Raw genomic sequence first — 17,712 nt, 5'->3', positions numbered from 1 at the left:
TTCTACAGCGTTACACGCTGCTGTCAACACCTCTTTTTCTCCGCTTTCGACCGAGAAGATCGAACCGTTGAAAGCGCCAAACAGACCGGCATTTCCAACTCCTTCCAGGCCTCGATAAACTGAAGCGACCCGCTTCGAAACTTACTTAACTCATTGAATCTCAAGGAGTTTTCCGTTTCGACTGCGCCGGAAGTGGTGCGAATTATAGAGACTCAGAATCTGCCGTCAACCCTTAATTTCATAAATCTGTCATATCGGTCAAAAAAGCCCCGAAACGCGAAGGCCGACCTTAAAGGTCGGCCTTCCTTGCACTGCCCTTCTACTTACAAGCTAGGGAATGCAAACTGCGAAGCCTCATGGCTCGCACGCTGTGGCCAGCGCTGAGTGATCGCCTTGCGACGAGTGTAGAAGCGAACACCATCGGGACCATAGGCATGCAGGTCGCCGAACAGCGAACGCTTCCAGCCACCGAAGCTGTGGTAAGCCACCGGCACCGGCAATGGAACGTTGACCCCGACCATGCCGACTTCGATCTCGTCGCAGAATAGACGCGCCGCTTCACCGTCACGGGTAAAGATGCAGGTGCCGTTGCCGTATTCGTGATCGTTGATCAGCTGCATCGCCTCTTCCAGGCTGTTCACCCGGACGACGCACAGCACCGGCCCGAAGATCTCTTCTTTATAGATGCGCATTTCAGGCGTGACGTTGTCGAACAGGCAACCACCGAGGAAGAAGCCTTCTTCATGACCGGCAACGCTCAGACCACGACCGTCGACCACCAGGGTCGCGCCCGCCGCCACGCCGTCTTCGACATAGCCGCTGACCTTGTCGCGCGCCTGACCGGTGACCAGCGGCCCCATGTCCAGACCACACGAAGTACCGGCACCGATTTTCAACGCCTTGATCTGAGGAACCAGTTTGGCCACCAGTGCGTCCGCCACCTGATCGCCCACACACACGGCCACAGAGATCGCCATGCAGCGCTCCCCGCAGGAACCGTAAGCCGCGCCCATCAGTGCGCTGACCGCGTTGTCCAGATCTGCATCCGGCATCAGTACCGCATGGTTCTTTGCGCCGCCCAGGGCCTGAACGCGTTTACCGCGCTTGGTGCCTTCGGCATAGATGTATTCGGCAATCGGCGTCGAACCCACGAAGCTGAGCGCTTTGACTTCCGGCGCTTCGATCAGCGCGTCCACCGCAGTCTTGTCACCGTGCACTACGCTCAGCACGCCTTTCGGCAGACCGGCTTCCAGCAGCAGTTGCGCGATCAGCAGGGTCGAGCTCGGATCACGCTCGGACGGCTTGAGGATGAAGCAGTTACCGCAGACGATCGCCAGCGGATACATCCACAGCGGCACCATCGCCGGGAAGTTGAACGGCGTAATGCCGGCCACCACGCCCAGCGGCTGGAAGTCCGACCACGCATCGATGTTCGGGCCGACGTTGCGGCTGTACTCGCCCTTGAGGATTTCCGGCGCTGCGCAGGCGAACTCGACGTTCTCGATACCGCGCTTCAGTTCACCGGCAGCGTCTTCCAGGGTCTTGCCGTGTTCTTCGCTGATCAACTGCGCGATGCGCGCTTCGTTCTGCTCCAGCAATTGCTTGAAACGGAACATCACCTGGGCACGTTTGGCCGGTGGCGTGTTGCGCCAGGCCGGGAACGCAGCCTTGGCGGCATCGATGGCATGCTGGATGGTTTCACGGCTGGCCAGCGGCAGCTTGTGGATAGCTTGACCGGTGGACGGGTTGAACACATCGACCGCGCGACCGTTCTCGGTCACCAGTTCGCCATTGATCAAATGCGGGATAACGCTCATCGGGGAACTCCTGAATTCTTGTGCGCAGACGCCCGCAAGGGGCGCCTGCCATTGGCGTATCTATATAGAAGGAAAAATCAGTCGAGCTTGTTCAGCACTTCGCCGACCGCGTCGAACAGACGATCAAGGTCTTGCGGCTTGCTGTTGAAGGTTGGGCCGAACTGCAGGGTGTCGCCACCGAAGCGCACGTAGAACCCGGCTTTCCACAACGCCATGCCGGCCTCGAACGGGCGCACGATGGCGTCGCCGTCACGGCCCGCAATCTGGATCGCACCGGCCAGGCCGAAGTTACGAATGTCGATGACATTCTTCGCGCCTTTCAGACCATGCAGGGCATTTTCGAAATGCGGTGCGACTTCGGCCACGCTCTGTACCAGGTTTTCCTTTTGCAGCAGGTCGAGTGCCGCAAGACCTGCGGCGCAAGCCACCGGGTGTGCCGAGTAAGTGTAACCGTGCGGGAATTCCACGGCGTATTCCGGGGTCGGCTGGTTCATGAAGGTCTGGTAGATCTCGGAGCTGGCAATCACCGCGCCCATCGGGATCGCGCCGTTGGTGACTTGCTTGGCAATGCACATCAGGTCCGGGGTCACGCCGAAGGTGGTGGCGCCGAACATGGTGCCGGTACGGCCGAAGCCGGTGATCACTTCGTCGAACACCAGCAGGATGTTGTGCTGATCGCAGATTTCACGCAGACGCTTGAGGTAACCCTGTGGTGGAACCAGCACGCCAGCGGAACCCGCCATAGGCTCCACGAACACCGCTGCGATGTTCGACGCATCGTGCAGTTCGATCAGCTTCAGCAGCTCATCGGCCAGGGCGATACCACCCTGCTCCGGCATGCCACGGGAGAAAGCATTGCTCGCCAGCAAAGTGTGCGGCAGGTGATCGACATCCATCATCGCCTGACCGAACAGCTTGCGGTTGCCGTTGACGCCGCCAAGGCTGGTGCCGGCGATGTTCACACCGTGATAGCCACGGGCGCGGCCGATCATCTTGGTCTTGGTCGACTGGCCTTTCAGGCGCCAGTAAGCACGGACCATTTTCACCGCGGTATCGGCGCACTCGGAACCGGAGTCGGTGAAGAACACGTGATTCAGGTTGCCCGGCGTCAGGTCGGTGATTTTCTCCGCCAGCTGGAACGACAGCGGGTGGCCGTACTGGAAGCCCGGCGAGTAATCGAGGGTGCCCAACTGCTTGGCCACCGCTTCCTGGATTTCCTTGCGGGTATGCCCGGCACCGCAGGTCCACAGACCGGACAGCGAGTCGTACACCTTGCGGCCCTTGTCGTCGATCAGCCAGCTGCCTTCGGCACCAACGATCAGGCGCGGGTCGCGCTGGAAGTTGCGGTTGGCGGTGTACGGCATCCAGTGCGCGTCCAGCTTCAGTTGGCTGGCCAGTGGCGACGGCGCGTTTTCAGGCATGTTCATCGGGCAAAACCTCTCAGGGCAATAAGCTTCAGAGCGATAGAAAGCGTTGTTGCAGCTAAATTGCCACGGGGATAAAGTCGGTGAAATTCAACTCTTCTAACCTTCAGTTAGAACTCTGCTAAACAATGAGAACGACAGCATGAGCAGCCGCCGCCCCGATCCGCTGGCCCAGGTCAGTGACTTTGACATTCGCCTGCTGCGAATTTTTCGCAGCGTGGTGGAGTGCGGCGGCTTCTCGGCGGCGGAAACCGTGCTCGGCATCGGTCGCTCGGCGATCAGCCAGCAGATGAGCGATCTGGAACAACGCCTCGGCCTGCGACTGTGCCAACGCGGGCGCGCCGGTTTCTCCCTGACCGAAGAAGGCCGCGAGGTCTATCAGTCGGCTTTGCAGCTGCTGAGTGCATTGGAAAGTTTCCGCACCGAGGTCAACGGCCTGCACCAGCACCTGCGCGGTGAATTGATCATCGGCCTGACCGACAACCTCGTCACCCTGCCCCACATGCGCATCACCCATGCACTGGCGCAGTTGAAGGAGCGCGGGCCGGACGTACAAATCCAGATCCGCATGATCGCCCCCAACGAAGTCGAACAAGGTGTGCTCGACGGTCGCCTGCATGTCGGCGTGGTGCCGCAGGCCAGTGCGTTGTCGGGGCTGGAATACCAGCCGCTGTACAGCGAGCGCTCGCTGCTTTACTGCGCGGTCGGCCATCCGCTGTTTTACGTCGACGATAAACAGCTGGATGACGAACGTCTGAACAGTCAGGACGCCATTGCCCCGACCTTCCGTTTGCCGGCGGAAATCCAGGCGCACTATCAGGCGCTCAATTGCACCGCCAGTGCTTCCGACCGTGAAGGCATGGCGTTCCTGATTCTGACCGGGCGCTACATCGGCTACCTGCCGGATCACTACGCCAGTCTCTGGGTTCAACAAGGTCGCTTGCGCGCGCTCAAGGCCAGTACCCGCTTCTATGATTTGAGCCTGGCCTCGGTCACCCGCAAGGGCCGTCGCCCTCATCTGGTCCTGGAAAGTTTTCTCGAAAGCCTGGCCGCCACTCGCTGAGGACCGGAGTTTTATTTGATCGGGGCTTGTCCCGCGCCGGTGGTTGCGCTATCAACGCAACTGGTTGCACCCCACAGACCAACCCGGAAGTGCCTATGACCTTTGAAGTCCCCGCTCACGGCGGCAAACCTGCCAGCCGCATTCGTCAAAAGAATGAAGAGACCATCATCAAAGCCGCCGAAGACGAGTTCGCCCGTCACGGGTACAAAGGCACGAGCATGAACACCATCGCCACCAAGGCCGGGCTGCCAAAGGCGAATCTGCATTACTACTTCAACAACAAACTCGGGTTGTACGTAGCGGTGCTGAGCAACATTCTTCAATTGTGGGACAGCACCTTCAACTCTCTCACGGCCGAGGACGATCCGGCCGAAGCGCTGACCCGCTACATCCGCGCGAAAATGGAATTCTCCCGTCGCCAGCCGCAAGCGTCGCGGATCTTTGCAATGGAAGTGATCAGCGGCGGCGAATGCCTGACCGAATATTTCAACCAGGATTACCGCGCCTGGTTCCAGGGCCGCGCCGGCGTGTTCCAGGCCTGGATCGACGCGGGCAAAATGGACCCGGTCGACCCGGTGCACCTGATCTTCCTGTTGTGGGGCAGCACCCAGCACTATGCCGACTTCGCCACCCAGATCTGCCGGGTGACCGGTCGCAGCAAATTGACCAAACAGGACATGGAAGACGCCGGCAACAATCTGATCCGCATCATCCTCAAAGGCTGCGGCCTCACTTCTTCTATATAAGTCGCTTTATGTCCTTCACCCTCAGCGGCTTTTGCGAGTTCCGCGAAGAAATCCGCAAAAGCCGTTTCATCACCTTCGCCGCGCCGATCACCAGCCCTGTCGAGGCGCAAGCCTTCATCGAGCAGCACAGCGACTTGAACGCCTCGCACAATTGCTGGGCGTGGAAACTCGGCGATCAGTACCGCAGCAACGACGACGGTGAACCCGGCGGCACTGCCGGGCGGCCGATCCTCGCGGCCATCGAAGCGCAGGACTGCGATCAGGTCGCGGTACTGGTGATCCGCTGGTACGGCGGCATTCAACTGGGCACCGGCGGTCTGGCCCGGGCCTATGGCGGCGGTGCCAACAAATGTCTGCAGGCTGCGCCGAAGATCGAATTGATCAGTCGCGTGCCCGTGCGTTGCGCTTGCGCCTTTGGCGAACTGGCGCTGGTGAAGCTGCGGGTCGCGGATTTGGGCGGATTGGTGGTCGAGGAAAACTTCACCGCCAACGGCGTCGAATTGCAACTGGCCGTGGGCGAAGCGCACATCGAGCTGTTGCAAAACCAGTTGGCCGATCTGAGCCGTGGGCGCATCCTGCTGCAACGTTGAAGCCCCGCCATGTTTTAGGGCACAAGCCGATTTGCTTATACCCGTGACTTGCCCACATCCGCTGTGCACCCGGCTGTGGATAACCTGAGCACAGGATGCTGTAACCCTTCTGTCACGTGGCTTTGCGGGATTTGTTCACTTTTCGTCCAATCGCCCATCGCGACAAACAATTTCACGTAAAAACAATTGCTTAGCGTCGTTTATCGCCTTTGGAAGAAAGCCCGGCGGTGCTTATGCCCGGGGTTTTGTCTTGCGCACAAATACTGTGGAGCAACCTGTGGATAAGCCGTTCATGCCTCGCGCAGTCGCAGGTTCTGCATGGCTTCGGCGGGGTTGCTCATTTTTTGATCAGTCGGACGCGGGCAAAACTGGAGCCTGATCAAAGGCTTTGCCCCCAAGTGGTGCCGTGCAGGCAACCGAATTCGATTCACAGGCTCTGCGCCAAAGGCTGGCAAACAGCAGCCGCCTGCGTTCCTGACTCAATGGCCAGGAAATTGCTTTATCCACAGGCACAACTCCAAGCAACCCGAGCCTGTCATGTCAAACCCCACGCCCATACCGCGCCTGCAACTGCGCCATATCAGCAAACGTTATCCCGGTTGCCTCGCCAATGACGCCATCGACCTCAGCATCGCTCCCGGTGAAATCCATGCACTGCTCGGTGAAAACGGTGCAGGCAAAAGCACCTTGATGAAGATCATCTACGGCGTCACCCAAGCCGATTCAGGCGAGATGCTCTGGCAGGGCCAACCCGTGAGCATGCGCAACCCGGCCCAGGCGCGGCAGTTGGGCATCGGCATGGTGTTCCAGCATTTCTCGCTGTTCGAGACTCTGAGCGTGGCGCAGAACATCGCACTGGCGATGGGCGCAGCGGCCGGTTCGCCGAAACAGCTGGAGGCGAAAATCCGTGAAGTGTCGCGCCGATATGGCATGGCGCTTGAGCCCCAGCGACTTGTCCACAGCCTGTCGATCGGCGAGCGGCAACGGGTCGAGATTGTTCGTTGCCTGATGCAGGACATTCGCCTGCTGATTCTCGATGAGCCGACCTCGGTGCTCACGCCGCAGGAAGCCGACGAATTGTTCGTCACCCTGCGCCGACTCGCGGCCGAGGGCTGCAGCATTCTGTTCATCAGCCACAAACTCGGCGAGGTGCGCGCGTTGTGCCACAGCGCCACGGTGCTGCGTGGCGGGCGAGTGGCCGGGCATTGCGTACCGGCCGACTGCACTGATCGGCAACTGGCGCAATTGATGGTGGGCGACGCCGCGACCTTGATCGGCGACTTTACCAAGGTCACCGGTGGCGCAACGTTCTTGCAAGTTAGTGGATTGAACTGGCACAACCCGGATCCCTTCGGCTGCTCCCTGAGCGACATCGACCTGCAGGTGCGCAGCGGCGAAATCGTCGGCATTGCCGGCGTGGCGGGCAACGGTCAGGACGAATTACTGGCCTTGCTCAGCGGCGAACAGACACTGCCCCTCGACGTAGCGCAAACCATCTGCTTCCAGGAACATGCCGTCGCCGATCAGCGCCCGGATGCGCGACGCAAACTCGGCCTGGCGTTCGTCCCCGCCGAACGCCTCGGGCATGGCGCAGTGCCGGACATGAGCCTGGCGGACAACGCCCTTCTCACCGCCTTTCAACAAGGCCTGGTCAGCCACGGCTTGATCGAACGCGGCAAGGTCGAAGCCCTCGCCCAAACGATCATCCAATGCTTCGGCGTGAAAACCCCGGACACCCAGACCGCCGCCCGCAGCCTGTCCGGCGGCAACCTGCAGAAATTCATCCTCGGCCGGGAAATCCTCCAGCAACCGAAACTGCTGATCGCCGCGCACCCGACCTGGGGCGTGGATGTCGGCGCGGCGGCCACCATCCACCGGGCGCTGATTGCCCTGCGCGATGCCGGGGCGGCGATTCTGGTGATCTCTGAAGACCTCGACGAACTGTTCCAGATCAGCGACCGCCTCGGAGCGCTGTGCGGCGGGCGCCTGTCAGCGTTACAGGACACGGCGCAAACCCGCCTCAGCGACGTCGGCGGCTGGATGGCCGGCCAGTTCGACACCCCTCAATCACAACCGGCCACGGTTTAACGGAGTTTCCCCATGTTGCTTTCCCTCGAACCCCGTGGCCGGCAATCGCGCCTGATGCTCTGGTGCTCGCCGGTACTGGCGGCGGCGCTGACATTGGTCTGCGGATCTTTGCTGTTCGTCGCCCTTGGCCACGATCCGCTGAAAACCCTGCACACGTTATTGATCGCCCCGATCAGCGACCTGTATGGCGTCTCCGAGCTGCTGGTCAAAACCTTGCCGATCCTGTTGTGTGCGTTGGGGCTGGCGGTGGCCTATCAGGCGCGGATCTGGAACATCGGCGCCGAAGGCCAGTTGCTGCTCGGCGCCCTGGCCGGCAGTGCGCTGGCGGTGAACATCATCGATCTGCAAAGCCGTTGGGCGCTGGTGCTGATCCTTCTTACCGGCACCTTCGCCGGCGCTGCCTGGGCCGGGCTCACCGCCTGGTTGCGCACACGCTTCAACGCCAACGAAATCCTTACGAGCATCATGCTCAATTACATCGCGCTGAACCTGTTGCTGTTCTGCGTACACGGGCCGCTGAAGGATCCGGCCGGATTCAACTTTCCCGAGTCGGCAATGTTCAGCGACGCCAGCCGCCTGCCACTGTTGATGGAGGACGGTCGGGCACACATCGGCGTGTATTTCGCCTTGCTCGCGCTGGTCGCGGTGTGGGTGTTGCTGCAGAAAAGCTTCGTCGGTTTCCAGATCAAGGTGTTGGGGCTGGACAAGCGTGCGGCAGGGTTTGTCGGGTTTCGCGAGAAGCGGCTGATCTGGCTCGCACTGTTGATCAGCGGTGGATTGGCCGGGCTTGCCGGTGTCTGCGAAGTCACCGGGCCGATCGGTCAACTGGTGCCACAGGTCTCGCCGGGCTACGGCTACGCGGCGATCACCGTGGCGTTTCTCGGCAGGCTCAATCCGATCGGCATTCTGTTTTCCAGCCTGTTGATGGCGCTGCTGTACATCGGTGGCGAAAGCGCGCAGATGACGCTGAATCTGCCGCAGGCAATCACTCAGTTGTTCCAGGGAATGATGCTGTTTTTCCTGCTGGCCTGTGACGTGCTGATCCTCTATCGGCCACGTCTTAACCTGCGCTGGGTGCGGCGCACTTCTACCACCGCCGTAACCGCCGGAGCGCTGTGATGGATATCGATCTGCTGAGCAATATTTTCTACGCCATGGTGCGCTGCGGTACGCCACTGCTGTTGGTGGCGCTGGGTGAATTGATTTGCGAGAAGAGCGGCGTACTCAACCTTGGCCAGGAAGGCATGATGCTGTTTGGCGCGGTGATCGGTTTCATCGTCGCGTTCAACAGCGGCAACCTTTGGTTGGGCGTCGTGCTGGCGATGCTCGCCGGGATGCTGTTGTCGTCGCTGTTTGCTCTGGTGGCGCTGGTGTTCAACGCCAATCAGGTGGCGACCGGGCTGGCGCTGACGATTTTCGGCGTCGGCCTGTCGACCTTTGTCGGCGCGGCGTGGGTCGGCAAACCGCTGGCCGGTTTCGAGCCGCTGGCGATTCCATTCTTGAGTGAAATCCCGCTGATCGGCCGCATGCTGTTTGCCCAGGATCTGCTGGTGTACCTGTCATTCGCGCTGTTTGCGCTGGTGGCGTGGGTGATCGTGAAAAGCCGTGTCGGGCTGATCATTCAAGCGGTCGGCGAGAACCCCGATGCGGCGAGTGCCATGGGCTTGCCGGTACTGACCGTGCGCACACTGGCGGTGTTGTTCGGCGGGGCGATGGCCGGACTGGCCGGCGCTTATCTGTCGCTGGCTTACACGCCGATGTGGGCCGAGAACATGACCGCCGGACGCGGCTGGATCGCCCTGGCGCTGGTGGTGTTCGCCAGTTGGCGGGTGTGGCGACTATTGCTCGGGGCGTATCTGTTCGGACTCGCCAGCATCCTGCACCTGGTGGCGCAGGGGTTGGGGCTGGCGATTCCTTCGAGTCTGCTGGCGATGTTGCCGTACGTCGCGACGATTCTGGTGCTGGTGCTGTTGTCGCGCGATGCAGTGCGTACACGGTTGTATGCGCCGGTATCACTGGGGCAGCCGTGGCAGGCCGGGCACTAAGCCGTTACGGCTCGCGACAGCGACCGAACCGGCAACGCCTGAGCAATGCCCCACGCCACTTCGAGAATCAGGAATCCCACCACCAACGAGCTGGCGCCGTGGGCCACTGCATACGTCATCCAACCGGCGAACAGAAACCTCGTCACCGCGTCATAGCGCCCATAAACCGGCTGCGGATCACGAATCCGCAGCACCGCCCACATGCACACCACCGAACCGAACAAATTGGCTATCAACAGGTGCGCAGGTTCGAACGGCGGCAGCTCGCCGGGCAGCTCCAGCGCCTGACTGAGCGCCGTCAGCAACCCATGCAACACAGCAAAACTCCACGGCGTGACAAACGCCGCCGTCACGATCAAGTCATACCAGGCGCTGCCGCGCACCACCTGCCGATACTGCGTTGAAGTCCACATCATCCTTGCTCCAAAAATTCAGGGAGCAACCACGGTAAAGCCTGGAGTATGCTCCAGGGTCAAACACTTTCGAGACCTGCAAGATGCGCATCGGTGAGTTGGCCCAGGCCTGCGATGTCAGCCGTGACACGCTGCGTTTTTACGAGGAGCGCGGATTGATCGCGGCGCAACGCAGCGCCAACGGTTATCGCGACTATCCGCCGGAGATGGTGCAACTGGTGCTGTACATCAAGACGGCGCAACGTCTGGGCTTTACCCTTGGCGAGATCGGCAACAGCGTTGGCGCGTTGTGGCACTCGCCAAACCCCGACACCACCGTCACGCAACTGCTGCAAGACAAACTCAAGCTGGTCGAAACCCGCATGGCTGAACTCGGTGAGTTGCGCCAGGAATTGCAACATCGGCTCGGTCAACGTTGTCCATTGAACCCGTGATCTTTCAACTTTCAAGGAAAGCCAATCATGTCCGCACTTAATCCTGCCAAGCACGCATTGATCATCGGCGCCTCCCGGGGCCTGGGCCTGGGACTGGTGAAAACCCTGCTGGCCGACGGCTGGCAAGTCACCGCCACGGTTCGCAATCCTTCCAATGCCGAGGCTCTCGAGGCACTGGGCAACGTGCAAATCGAAAAACTCGACATGGACGACCAGCAAGCGGTGATCGCCCTGAGCCAGAAGCTCAAGGGCGAGACCTTTGACCTGCTGTTCGTCAACGCCGGGGTCAAAGGCCCCGAAGTGCAGACCCCGGGCGGCGCGACGCTGGCGGAAGTCGGTCAATTGTTCTTCACCAACGCGGTGGCACCGATCAATCTGGCCCAGCGCTTCGTCGGGCAGATCCGCGACGGCAGCGGCGTGCTGGCGTTTATGAGTTCGGTGCTCGGCAGTGTGACCATGCCCGACGCGCCGGAACTGGCGCTGTACAAGGCCAGCAAGGCGGCGCTGAACTCGATGACCAACAGCTTCGTCACGCAGTTGGGCGAGCAGAAACTCACCGTGCTGTCGCTGCATCCGGGCTGGGTGAAAACCGACATGGGCGGCGAAGGTGCCGACATCGACGTAGAGACCAGCACCCGTGGCCTGGTGGATCAGGTGGATGCGTTCGCCGGCAAGGGCGGCCATCATTTCGTGAACTACAAGGGTGAAACCATTCCCTGGTAATCACTGAACCCTGTGGGGGCTTGCCCCCGCAGGGTTATCCCGGTGCCTGGTCGGGTTGGGCTTGCCCGCCGCAACATTTTGTTCGAAACTCCGCACCTCGTCCTTCGCGGCGACCCTGGATCAGCAGACAGGGCAACACTGAGCTGGCAACCCTGAACCCCACTTTCAGAGGAGCCGGCCACAATGCCTGCGACCCGTATCTGGTTAAAAAATCCCCTCGCCATTTTCACGGCCAACGGTCTCGATGCCCGTGGCGGTCTGGTGCTGCAAGACGGTGTGATCACCGAAGTGCTCGGCGCCGGCCAGCAGCCATCTACCCCATGCAATCAAGTGTTCGATGCCCGTGAGCACGTGATCCTTCCGGGCCTGATCAACACCCATCACCACTTCTATCAGACCCTGACCCGCGCCTGGGCGCCGGTGGTCAACCAGCCGTTGTTCCCGTGGCTGAAAACCCTGTACCCGGTCTGGGCGCGCCTGACCCCGGAAAAACTCGCCCTCGCCAGCAAAGTTGCGCTGGCCGAGTTGCTGCTGTCGGGCTGCACCACCGCTGCCGATCACCATTACCTGTTCCCGGATGGCCTGGAAAACGCCATCGACGTGCAAGTCGAAACCGTGCGTGAACTGGGCATGCGCGCCATGCTCACCCGCGGTTCGATGAGCCTCGGCGAGAAGGACGGCGGCCTGCCTCCGCAGCAGACCGTGCAGGAAGGCCAGGTAATTCTCGACGACAGTCAGCGGCTGATCCACGAGTACCACGAACGTGGCGATGGCGCGCAAATCCAGATCGCACTGGCGCCGTGCTCGCCTTTCTCGGTGACCCCGGAAATCATGTCCGCCAGCGCCGAACTGGCGAACAAACTCGATGTGCGTCTGCACACTCACCTCGCCGAAACCCTCGACGAAGAAGACTTCTGCCTGCAACGCTTCGGCCTGCGCACCGTGGATTATCTGGACAGCGTCGGCTGGCTCGGCCCGCGCACCTGGCTGGCCCACGGCATCCATTTCAACCCCGACGAAATCGCCCGCCTCGGCGCGGCCGGCACCGGCATCTGCCATTGCCCGAGTTCGAACATGCGTCTGGCCTCCGGCATCTGCCCGAGCATCGAACTGACCGATGCCGGCGCACTGTTCGGTCTCGGCGTGGATGGCTCGGCGTCCAACGATGCGTCGAACATGATCCTCGAAGCGCGTCAGGCCCTGTACATCCAGCGCCTGCGCTATGGCGCCGAAAAGATCACCCCGGAACGTGTGCTGGGCTGGGCGACCAAGGGTTCGGCGAGCCTGTTGGGCCGTACCGATATCGGTGAATTGGCGGTGGGCAAGCAGGCGGATCTGGCGTTGTTCAAACTCGATGAACTGCGCTTCTCCGGCAGCCATGACCCGATCTCGGCGCTGCTGTTGTGCGGCGCGGATCGTGCGGATCGGGTGATGGTCGGCGGCAAGTGGCGTGTGGTTGACGGGCAGGTTGAAGGGCTGGATCTCAAAGGTCTGATTGCCGATCACAGCCAGGCGGCTCGGCAGTTGATCGCCGGCAACTGATCCAAGCGGAAGTCTCTGATCGTTCCCACGCTCTGCGTGGGAATGCAGCCATGGACGCTCTGCGTCCGACGTTGGGACGCAGAGCGTCCCGGTATGCATTCCCACGCGGAGCGTGGGAACGATCTGTCGGTGCTGGTCGCTCTCAGAGGCCCAGCAGCGACAACATGATGAACGTCGCAAACAACACAAAGTGGGTCATGCCCTCAATGGCATTGGTCTCGCCGTCATTGAGGTTGATCGCACTGACGATCAGCGTGATAAAGATCATCACCGTCTGCACCGGCGTCATCGCCATCTGAAACGGCTGCCCCGTGTAGAGCGCCATCGCCTCCATCACCGGCACCGTCAGGATCACCGTCGACAACGAAGCGCCCATCGCAATGTTGACCACCGACTGCATACGGTTGGCCAACGCCGCGCGCAACGCGGTCAAAATCTCCGGAGCCGCCGAAATCGCCGCCACCAGAATCGCCGTGATCACCGGCGGTGCGCCCGTGCCTTCCAGGCCCAGATCGAGAGTCTTGGACATCATCTCGGCCAGTGCGCCAATCACCACCACACCGAACACCAGAATGCCGACCGACAGCGCCAGGCTGACCGGTTTCGGCTCCTGTTCCACGGGCTCTTTCCTGCGGCGTTTGTCCGGGTAGCTGTAGCTGAAAAAGTAGCTGTGCGGCCCGACCTGCATGCGCAGGAACAACGCATAAAGCAGCACCATCGCGCCAATGGTGAACGCCGAATAGATTTTCCAGTTAGCCTCGGGGATGAACTCCGGCACCACCATCGACACGCCCATGGCGGTGAGAATCATCACGCTGTAACTGCGGGCCGAATCGTCGTTGTAGGACTGCTCGCCATGCTTGATCCCGCCCATCAGCGCGGCTAGGCCGAGGATGCCGTTGATGTCGAGCATCACCGCCGAATAGATCGTGTCGCGCACCAGAGTCGGCGAGGCTTCGTTGCTCATCATGATCGCCAGGATCACCACTTCCACCAGCACGGCGGCGAGGGTCAGGATCATCGTGCCGTACGGGTCGCCGACTTTTTCCGCAAGCAATTCGGCCTGATGGGCGACGCGCATCGAGGCGGCGACGATGAACGCGATCAGCACCAGCCCAGCCGTCAGCGCGACGATCTGACCGCTGTGCAGCAACCAGTGCTCCAGTGGATACGCGACCAGGGCGGCGATCAGGGCCAGCAGCAGAAAGCTTTCTTGCTTGAGGATGGTGAGCATGGCGGGCCTTTTTACCGAAGGGTGCGAATGAGCTACTGACTGCGGGGTAGCGCTAATGGTTCGTTACACCTTAGCGCACCAGCCGATGGCAGCTTTATCTACGCCTGCACTTTTATTGGCCTTTGCGGCCTCTTCGCGAGCAAGCCAGCTCCCACAGGGATCGCGGCGTTTTTGTGGGAGCGGGCTTGCCCGCGATGGGCGCGCCTCGGTTTCAAGCCAGATTGTTGTCCGCTTGGTCAGCCTTTTGCATTGCCCTCCCCACACACAACAAAAGGGAGTACGCGTTCATGCAAAAACGTCCACTGCAAACACTGCTGTCCATCGCCATGGGCCTTGGCCTCAGCCTGAGCGCCAGTGCCGCCGATCCACTGAAAGTCGGCTTCGTCTACATTGGCCCCATCGGCGACCACGGCTGGACGTATCAGCATGAACAGGGGCGCAAGGCGCTGGCGGAAAAACTCGGCACACAGATCACCACCAACTACGTGGAAAACGTCGCCGAGGGCGCCGACGCCGAGCGGGTGATCCGCAACATGGCCAAGGACAATTACGACCTGATCTTCACCACCTCGTTCGGCTACATGAACCCGACGGTGAAAGTCGCCAAACAGTTTCCCAAGGTGACCTTCGAACACGCCACCGGCTACAAGCAGGACAAGAACCTCGGCACCTACCTGGCGCGTACCTACGAGGGTCGTTACGTCGGTGGCTTCCTCGCGGCGAAGATGACCAAGACCAAAAAGATCGGCTACGTCGCCTCGTTCCCGATCCCGGAAGTGATCCGTGACATCAACGCCATTCAACTGGCCTTGAACAAGTACAACCCCGGCACCGAAATCAAAGTGGTGTGGGTCAACTCGTGGTTCGACCCGGGCAAAGAGGCCGACGCCGCCAACGCGCTGATCGATCAGGGCGTGGACGTGGTGTTCCAGCACACCGACAGCCCGGCGCCGATCCAGGCTGCCGAACGACGTGGTGTGTATGCCGTGGGCTACGCTTCAGACATGGCGCACTTCGGCCCGAAAGCGGTGCTGACCTCGATCGTCAACGACTGGGCGCCGCACTATATTCAGGCGACCCAGAGCGTGATCGACCACAACTGGAAATCCCAGGACTACTGGGGCGGCCTGAAGGAAGGCACAGTCGAACTGCCGATCAGCGATCTGGTGCCGGCACCGGTGAAGGCCGAAGCCGAGCAGATCATCGCTGACATCAAGAGCGGCACCCTGCAACCGTTCACCGGGCCGATCAAGGATCAGGCCGGGGCCGAGAAAATCCCGGCGGGGGTCAGCGCCACCAACGCCGAACTGGCGTCGATGAATTACTACGTCGAAGGCATGAAGGCCGAGATGCCGAAGTAAATTCCAACATCTACCCTGTGATCGTTCCCACGCTCCGCGTGGGAATGCAGCCGGGACGCTCCGCGTCCCTGCCGAAAGCGGACGCGGAGCGTCCATTGAGGCATTCCCACGCAGACGGTTCGACGCCTCGACGTGGGAACGATCCCCCTTATACCTTTCAAGGATTGTGTATGGATCAGCTTCCGATCATCGACATCTCGCCGCTCTACTCCGACGACCAGAACGCCTGGCCGGCCGTCGCCGAACAGATCGACCACGCCTGCCGCGAATGGGGCTTCTTCTACATCAAGGGTCACCCGATTTCTGCGCAGCGCATTGCATCCCTGCTCGATCACGCGCAACGCTTCTTCGCGCTGCCGGAAGCAGAAAAGCTCAGGATCGACATCACCCAGACCCGTCATCACCGCGGCTACGGGGCCATCGCCACCGAACAGCTCGACCCCGACAAACCCAGCGACCTCAAGGAAACCTTCGACATGGGCCTGCACCTGCCGGCCGATCATCCCGAGGTGCTGGCAGCAAAACCCTTGCGTGGCCCCAACCGTCATCCGGCGATTCCCGGCTGGGAAACGTTGATGGAACAGCACTACCTCGACATGCAAGCGCTCGCGCAAACCCTGCTGCGGGCCATGACGTTAGCGCTGGGCATCGAGCGCGACTTCTTCGACACGCGCTTCAACGAGCCGGTCAGCGTGCTGCGGATGATCCACTACCCGCCGCGCCACACCGCCAGTTCCGCCGAACAGCAAGGTGCGGGTGCGCACACCGATTACGGCTGCATCACGCTGCTGTATCAGGACGCGGCCGGCGGCTTGCAGGTGAAAAACGTCAAAGGCCAGTGGATCGACGCACCGCCCATCGACGGCACCTTCGTGGTCAACCTCGGCGACATGATGGCGCGCTGGAGCAACGACCGTTATCGCTCGACCCCGCACCGGGTCATCAGCCCGCTCGGGGTGGATCGCTACTCGATGCCGTTCTTCGCCGAACCACACCCGGACACCCGTATCGAGTGCCTGCCCGGTTGCCAGGACGCACAGCATCCGGCGAAATATCCGACCACCACCTGCGCCGAATTCCTGCTGTCGCGCTTCGCCGATACCTACGCCTATCGACGGGAGCAGGAAGCGGTGTGATGGATCGGTTGGTCAGGTTTTGCCAATTGTTTCGGCGGGCATCTGTAGAATGCTCGCCATTGCACCTGATGAGAAAAGAATATGTACGACTGGCTCAACGCCCTGCCCAAGGCTGAACTGCACCTGCATCTCGAAGGTTCGCTGGAGCCCGAGCTGCTGTTCGCCCTGGCCGAACGCAACAAGATCGCCCTGCCGTGGAGCGACGTCGAAACCCTGCGCAAGGCTTACGCCTTCAACAACCTGCAGGAATTCCTCGACCTGTATTACCAGGGCGCCGACGTGCTGCGCACCTCCCAGGATTTCTACGACCTGACCTGGGCCTACCTGCTGCGCTGCAAAGAACAGAACGTGATTCACACGGAGCCGTTCTTCGATCCGCAGACCCACACCGACCGTGGCATCCCGTTTGAAGTGGTGCTCAACGGCATCGCCGCCGCGCTGAAGGATGGCGAGCAGCAACTGGGCATCACCAGCGGTTTGATCCTGAGCTTCCTGCGCCACCTCAGCGAAGACGAAGCGCAGAAAACCCTCGACCAGGCGCTGCCGTTCCGTGATGCGTTTGTTGCGGTAGGTCTGGACAGTTCCGAAATGGGCCACCCGCCGAGCAAGTTCCAGCGCGTGTTCGACCGTGCCCGTCATGAAGGTTTCCTGACCGTGGCTCACGCTGGCGAAGAAGGCCCGCCGGAGTACATCTGGGAAGCCATCGACCTGCTGAAAATCCAGCGCATCGACCATGGCGTACGTGCCATCGAAGACGAGCGCCTGATGCAGCGGATCATCGATGAGCAGATCCCGCTGACCGTGTGCCCGCTGTCGAACACCAAGCTCTGCGTGTTCGATCACATGTCCCAGCACAACATCCTCGACATGCTCGAGCGTGGCGTGAAAGTCACGGTGAACTCCGATGACCCGGCGTACTTCGGTGGTTACGTGACCGAGAACTTCCATGCGCTGCACACCCACCTGGGCATGACTCAGGATCAGGCCAAGCGTATGGCGCAGAACAGCCTGGATGCGCGCCTGGTAAAACCATAAAGAGCAATACAAAAACTGTGGGAGCGGGCTTGCCCGCGATGAGGCCATCACTTCCAACATC

16 protein-coding genes are annotated in these 17,712 nt (G+C 61.0%); 12 read left to right on the top strand and 4 right to left on the bottom strand.

Annotated elements, in window-relative coordinates; genetic code table 11:
- Positions 1-323 precede the first annotated feature (323 nt).
- Positions 324-1,817, bottom strand: a complete 1,494-nt coding sequence (locus ACTJK7_RS28765; protein WP_011332326.1) for a CoA-acylating methylmalonate-semialdehyde dehydrogenase — start codon at positions 1,815-1,817, stop codon at positions 324-326.
- A 77-nt stretch (positions 1,818-1,894) separates the two neighbouring features.
- On the bottom strand, positions 1,895-3,244 hold the full coding sequence (locus ACTJK7_RS28760) for an aspartate aminotransferase family protein (protein ID WP_011332325.1): 1,350 nt from the start codon (positions 3,242-3,244) through the stop codon (positions 1,895-1,897).
- Between the two features lie 139 nt (positions 3,245-3,383).
- Between ACTJK7_RS28760 and ACTJK7_RS28755 the strand changes: the two genes are divergently transcribed.
- The 6 genes from ACTJK7_RS28755 (at position 3,384) to ACTJK7_RS28730 (ending at position 9,773) form a co-directional block, all read left to right on the top strand.
- The gene (locus ACTJK7_RS28755) at positions 3,384-4,304 is read left to right on the top strand and encodes a LysR family transcriptional regulator (protein WP_007958517.1); all 921 of its coding nucleotides are present in this window, start codon (positions 3,384-3,386) and stop codon (positions 4,302-4,304) included.
- A 95-nt stretch (positions 4,305-4,399) separates the two neighbouring features.
- Complete coding sequence (locus ACTJK7_RS28750; RefSeq protein ID WP_064379312.1) at positions 4,400-5,050, top strand: TetR/AcrR family transcriptional regulator; 651 nt, start codon at positions 4,400-4,402, stop codon at positions 5,048-5,050.
- Between the two features lie 8 nt (positions 5,051-5,058).
- A complete protein-coding gene (locus ACTJK7_RS28745; protein ID WP_108559465.1) occupies positions 5,059-5,640 on the top strand; it encodes an IMPACT family protein in 582 nt (193 codons plus the stop codon).
- Positions 5,641-6,177: 537 nt separating this feature from the next.
- Positions 6,178-7,728, top strand: coding sequence for an ABC transporter ATP-binding protein (locus ACTJK7_RS28740; protein ID WP_108559463.1), 1,551 nt, complete (start codon positions 6,178-6,180; stop codon positions 7,726-7,728).
- Between the two features lie 12 nt (positions 7,729-7,740).
- Complete coding sequence (locus tag ACTJK7_RS28735; RefSeq protein ID WP_085655548.1) at positions 7,741-8,847, top strand: ABC transporter permease; 1,107 nt, start codon at positions 7,741-7,743, stop codon at positions 8,845-8,847.
- Positions 8,847-9,773: an ABC transporter permease gene (locus ACTJK7_RS28730; protein WP_197869823.1), complete on the top strand. Its 927-nt coding sequence runs from the start codon at positions 8,847-8,849 to the stop codon at positions 9,771-9,773. The genes ACTJK7_RS28735 and ACTJK7_RS28730 overlap by 1 nt, the downstream gene beginning before the upstream one ends.
- Here ACTJK7_RS28730 and ACTJK7_RS28725 read toward each other — a convergent pair.
- Positions 9,770-10,186, bottom strand: coding sequence for a hypothetical protein (locus tag ACTJK7_RS28725; RefSeq protein ID WP_064384042.1), 417 nt, complete (start codon positions 10,184-10,186; stop codon positions 9,770-9,772). The two genes, ACTJK7_RS28730 and ACTJK7_RS28725, sit on opposite strands and share 4 nt — an antisense overlap.
- Positions 10,187-10,269: 83 nt before the next feature.
- Here ACTJK7_RS28725 and ACTJK7_RS28720 point away from each other — a divergent pair, with 83 nt between their 5' ends.
- The 3 genes from ACTJK7_RS28720 to ACTJK7_RS28710 all read left to right on the top strand — a co-directional run bounded on the left by ACTJK7_RS28720 (position 10,270) and on the right by ACTJK7_RS28710 (position 12,885).
- Entirely contained in the window at positions 10,270-10,620 is a 351-nt protein-coding gene (locus ACTJK7_RS28720) for a MerR family transcriptional regulator (protein WP_011332318.1), read from the top strand.
- A gap of 27 nt (positions 10,621-10,647) precedes the next feature.
- Positions 10,648-11,343: an SDR family oxidoreductase gene (locus ACTJK7_RS28715; protein WP_011332317.1), complete on the top strand. Its 696-nt coding sequence runs from the start codon at positions 10,648-10,650 to the stop codon at positions 11,341-11,343.
- Positions 11,344-11,526: 183 nt separating this feature from the next.
- Positions 11,527-12,885, top strand: coding sequence for an 8-oxoguanine deaminase (locus ACTJK7_RS28710; protein ID WP_085655549.1), 1,359 nt, complete (start codon positions 11,527-11,529; stop codon positions 12,883-12,885).
- A 142-nt stretch (positions 12,886-13,027) separates the two neighbouring features.
- Here the strand turns inward: ACTJK7_RS28710 and ACTJK7_RS28705 are convergent, their stop codons facing one another.
- Positions 13,028-14,119 (bottom strand): calcium:proton antiporter, encoded by a 1,092-nt coding sequence (locus tag ACTJK7_RS28705; protein ID WP_440780897.1) that lies wholly within the window; start codon positions 14,117-14,119, stop codon positions 13,028-13,030.
- Between the two features lie 287 nt (positions 14,120-14,406).
- Between ACTJK7_RS28705 and ACTJK7_RS28700 the strand changes: the two genes are divergently transcribed.
- The 3 genes from ACTJK7_RS28700 (at position 14,407) to ACTJK7_RS28690 (ending at position 17,651) form a co-directional block, all read left to right on the top strand.
- Positions 14,407-15,480, top strand: coding sequence for a BMP family ABC transporter substrate-binding protein (locus ACTJK7_RS28700; protein WP_064379295.1), 1,074 nt, complete (start codon positions 14,407-14,409; stop codon positions 15,478-15,480).
- Between the two features lie 170 nt (positions 15,481-15,650).
- Positions 15,651-16,616 carry an isopenicillin N synthase family dioxygenase gene (locus tag ACTJK7_RS28695; RefSeq protein ID WP_064379292.1) on the top strand — a complete coding sequence of 322 codons (966 nt, stop codon included), beginning with the start codon at positions 15,651-15,653 and terminating at the stop codon, positions 16,614-16,616.
- A gap of 81 nt (positions 16,617-16,697) precedes the next feature.
- Positions 16,698-17,651 (top strand): adenosine deaminase, encoded by a 954-nt coding sequence (locus tag ACTJK7_RS28690; protein WP_085655550.1) that lies wholly within the window; start codon positions 16,698-16,700, stop codon positions 17,649-17,651.
- Positions 17,652-17,712 lie beyond the last annotated feature (61 nt).

Origin of the sequence: Pseudomonas sp. 22085 (genome assembly GCF_052045815.1) — a bacterium.
In the GTDB taxonomy this organism is placed as follows: domain Bacteria; phylum Pseudomonadota; class Gammaproteobacteria; order Pseudomonadales; family Pseudomonadaceae; genus Aquipseudomonas; species Aquipseudomonas glycinae.
This window is presented reverse-complemented; position numbering and strand designations above follow the sequence as displayed.

Coding starts and splice junctions, on each gene's coding strand:
- ACTJK7_RS28765 (WP_011332326.1), bottom strand. CDS start 1,817: ATGAGCGTTATCCCGCATTTGATCAATGGCGAACTGGTGACCGAGAAC.
- ACTJK7_RS28760 (WP_011332325.1), bottom strand. CDS start 3,244: ATGAACATGCCTGAAAACGCGCCGTCGCCACTGGCCAGCCAACTGAAG.
- ACTJK7_RS28755 (WP_007958517.1), top strand. CDS start 3,384: ATGAGCAGCCGCCGCCCCGATCCGCTGGCCCAGGTCAGTGACTTTGAC.
- ACTJK7_RS28750 (WP_064379312.1), top strand. CDS start 4,400: ATGACCTTTGAAGTCCCCGCTCACGGCGGCAAACCTGCCAGCCGCATT.
- ACTJK7_RS28745 (WP_108559465.1), top strand. CDS start 5,059: ATGTCCTTCACCCTCAGCGGCTTTTGCGAGTTCCGCGAAGAAATCCGC.
- ACTJK7_RS28740 (WP_108559463.1), top strand. CDS start 6,178: ATGTCAAACCCCACGCCCATACCGCGCCTGCAACTGCGCCATATCAGC.
- ACTJK7_RS28735 (WP_085655548.1), top strand. CDS start 7,741: ATGTTGCTTTCCCTCGAACCCCGTGGCCGGCAATCGCGCCTGATGCTC.
- ACTJK7_RS28730 (WP_197869823.1), top strand. CDS start 8,847: ATGGATATCGATCTGCTGAGCAATATTTTCTACGCCATGGTGCGCTGC.
- ACTJK7_RS28725 (WP_064384042.1), bottom strand. CDS start 10,186: ATGTGGACTTCAACGCAGTATCGGCAGGTGGTGCGCGGCAGCGCCTGG.
- ACTJK7_RS28720 (WP_011332318.1), top strand. CDS start 10,270: ATGCGCATCGGTGAGTTGGCCCAGGCCTGCGATGTCAGCCGTGACACG.
- ACTJK7_RS28715 (WP_011332317.1), top strand. CDS start 10,648: ATGTCCGCACTTAATCCTGCCAAGCACGCATTGATCATCGGCGCCTCC.
- ACTJK7_RS28710 (WP_085655549.1), top strand. CDS start 11,527: ATGCCTGCGACCCGTATCTGGTTAAAAAATCCCCTCGCCATTTTCACG.
- ACTJK7_RS28705 (WP_440780897.1), bottom strand. CDS start 14,119: ATGCTCACCATCCTCAAGCAAGAAAGCTTTCTGCTGCTGGCCCTGATC.
- ACTJK7_RS28700 (WP_064379295.1), top strand. CDS start 14,407: ATGCAAAAACGTCCACTGCAAACACTGCTGTCCATCGCCATGGGCCTT.
- ACTJK7_RS28695 (WP_064379292.1), top strand. CDS start 15,651: ATGGATCAGCTTCCGATCATCGACATCTCGCCGCTCTACTCCGACGAC.
- ACTJK7_RS28690 (WP_085655550.1), top strand. CDS start 16,698: ATGTACGACTGGCTCAACGCCCTGCCCAAGGCTGAACTGCACCTGCAT.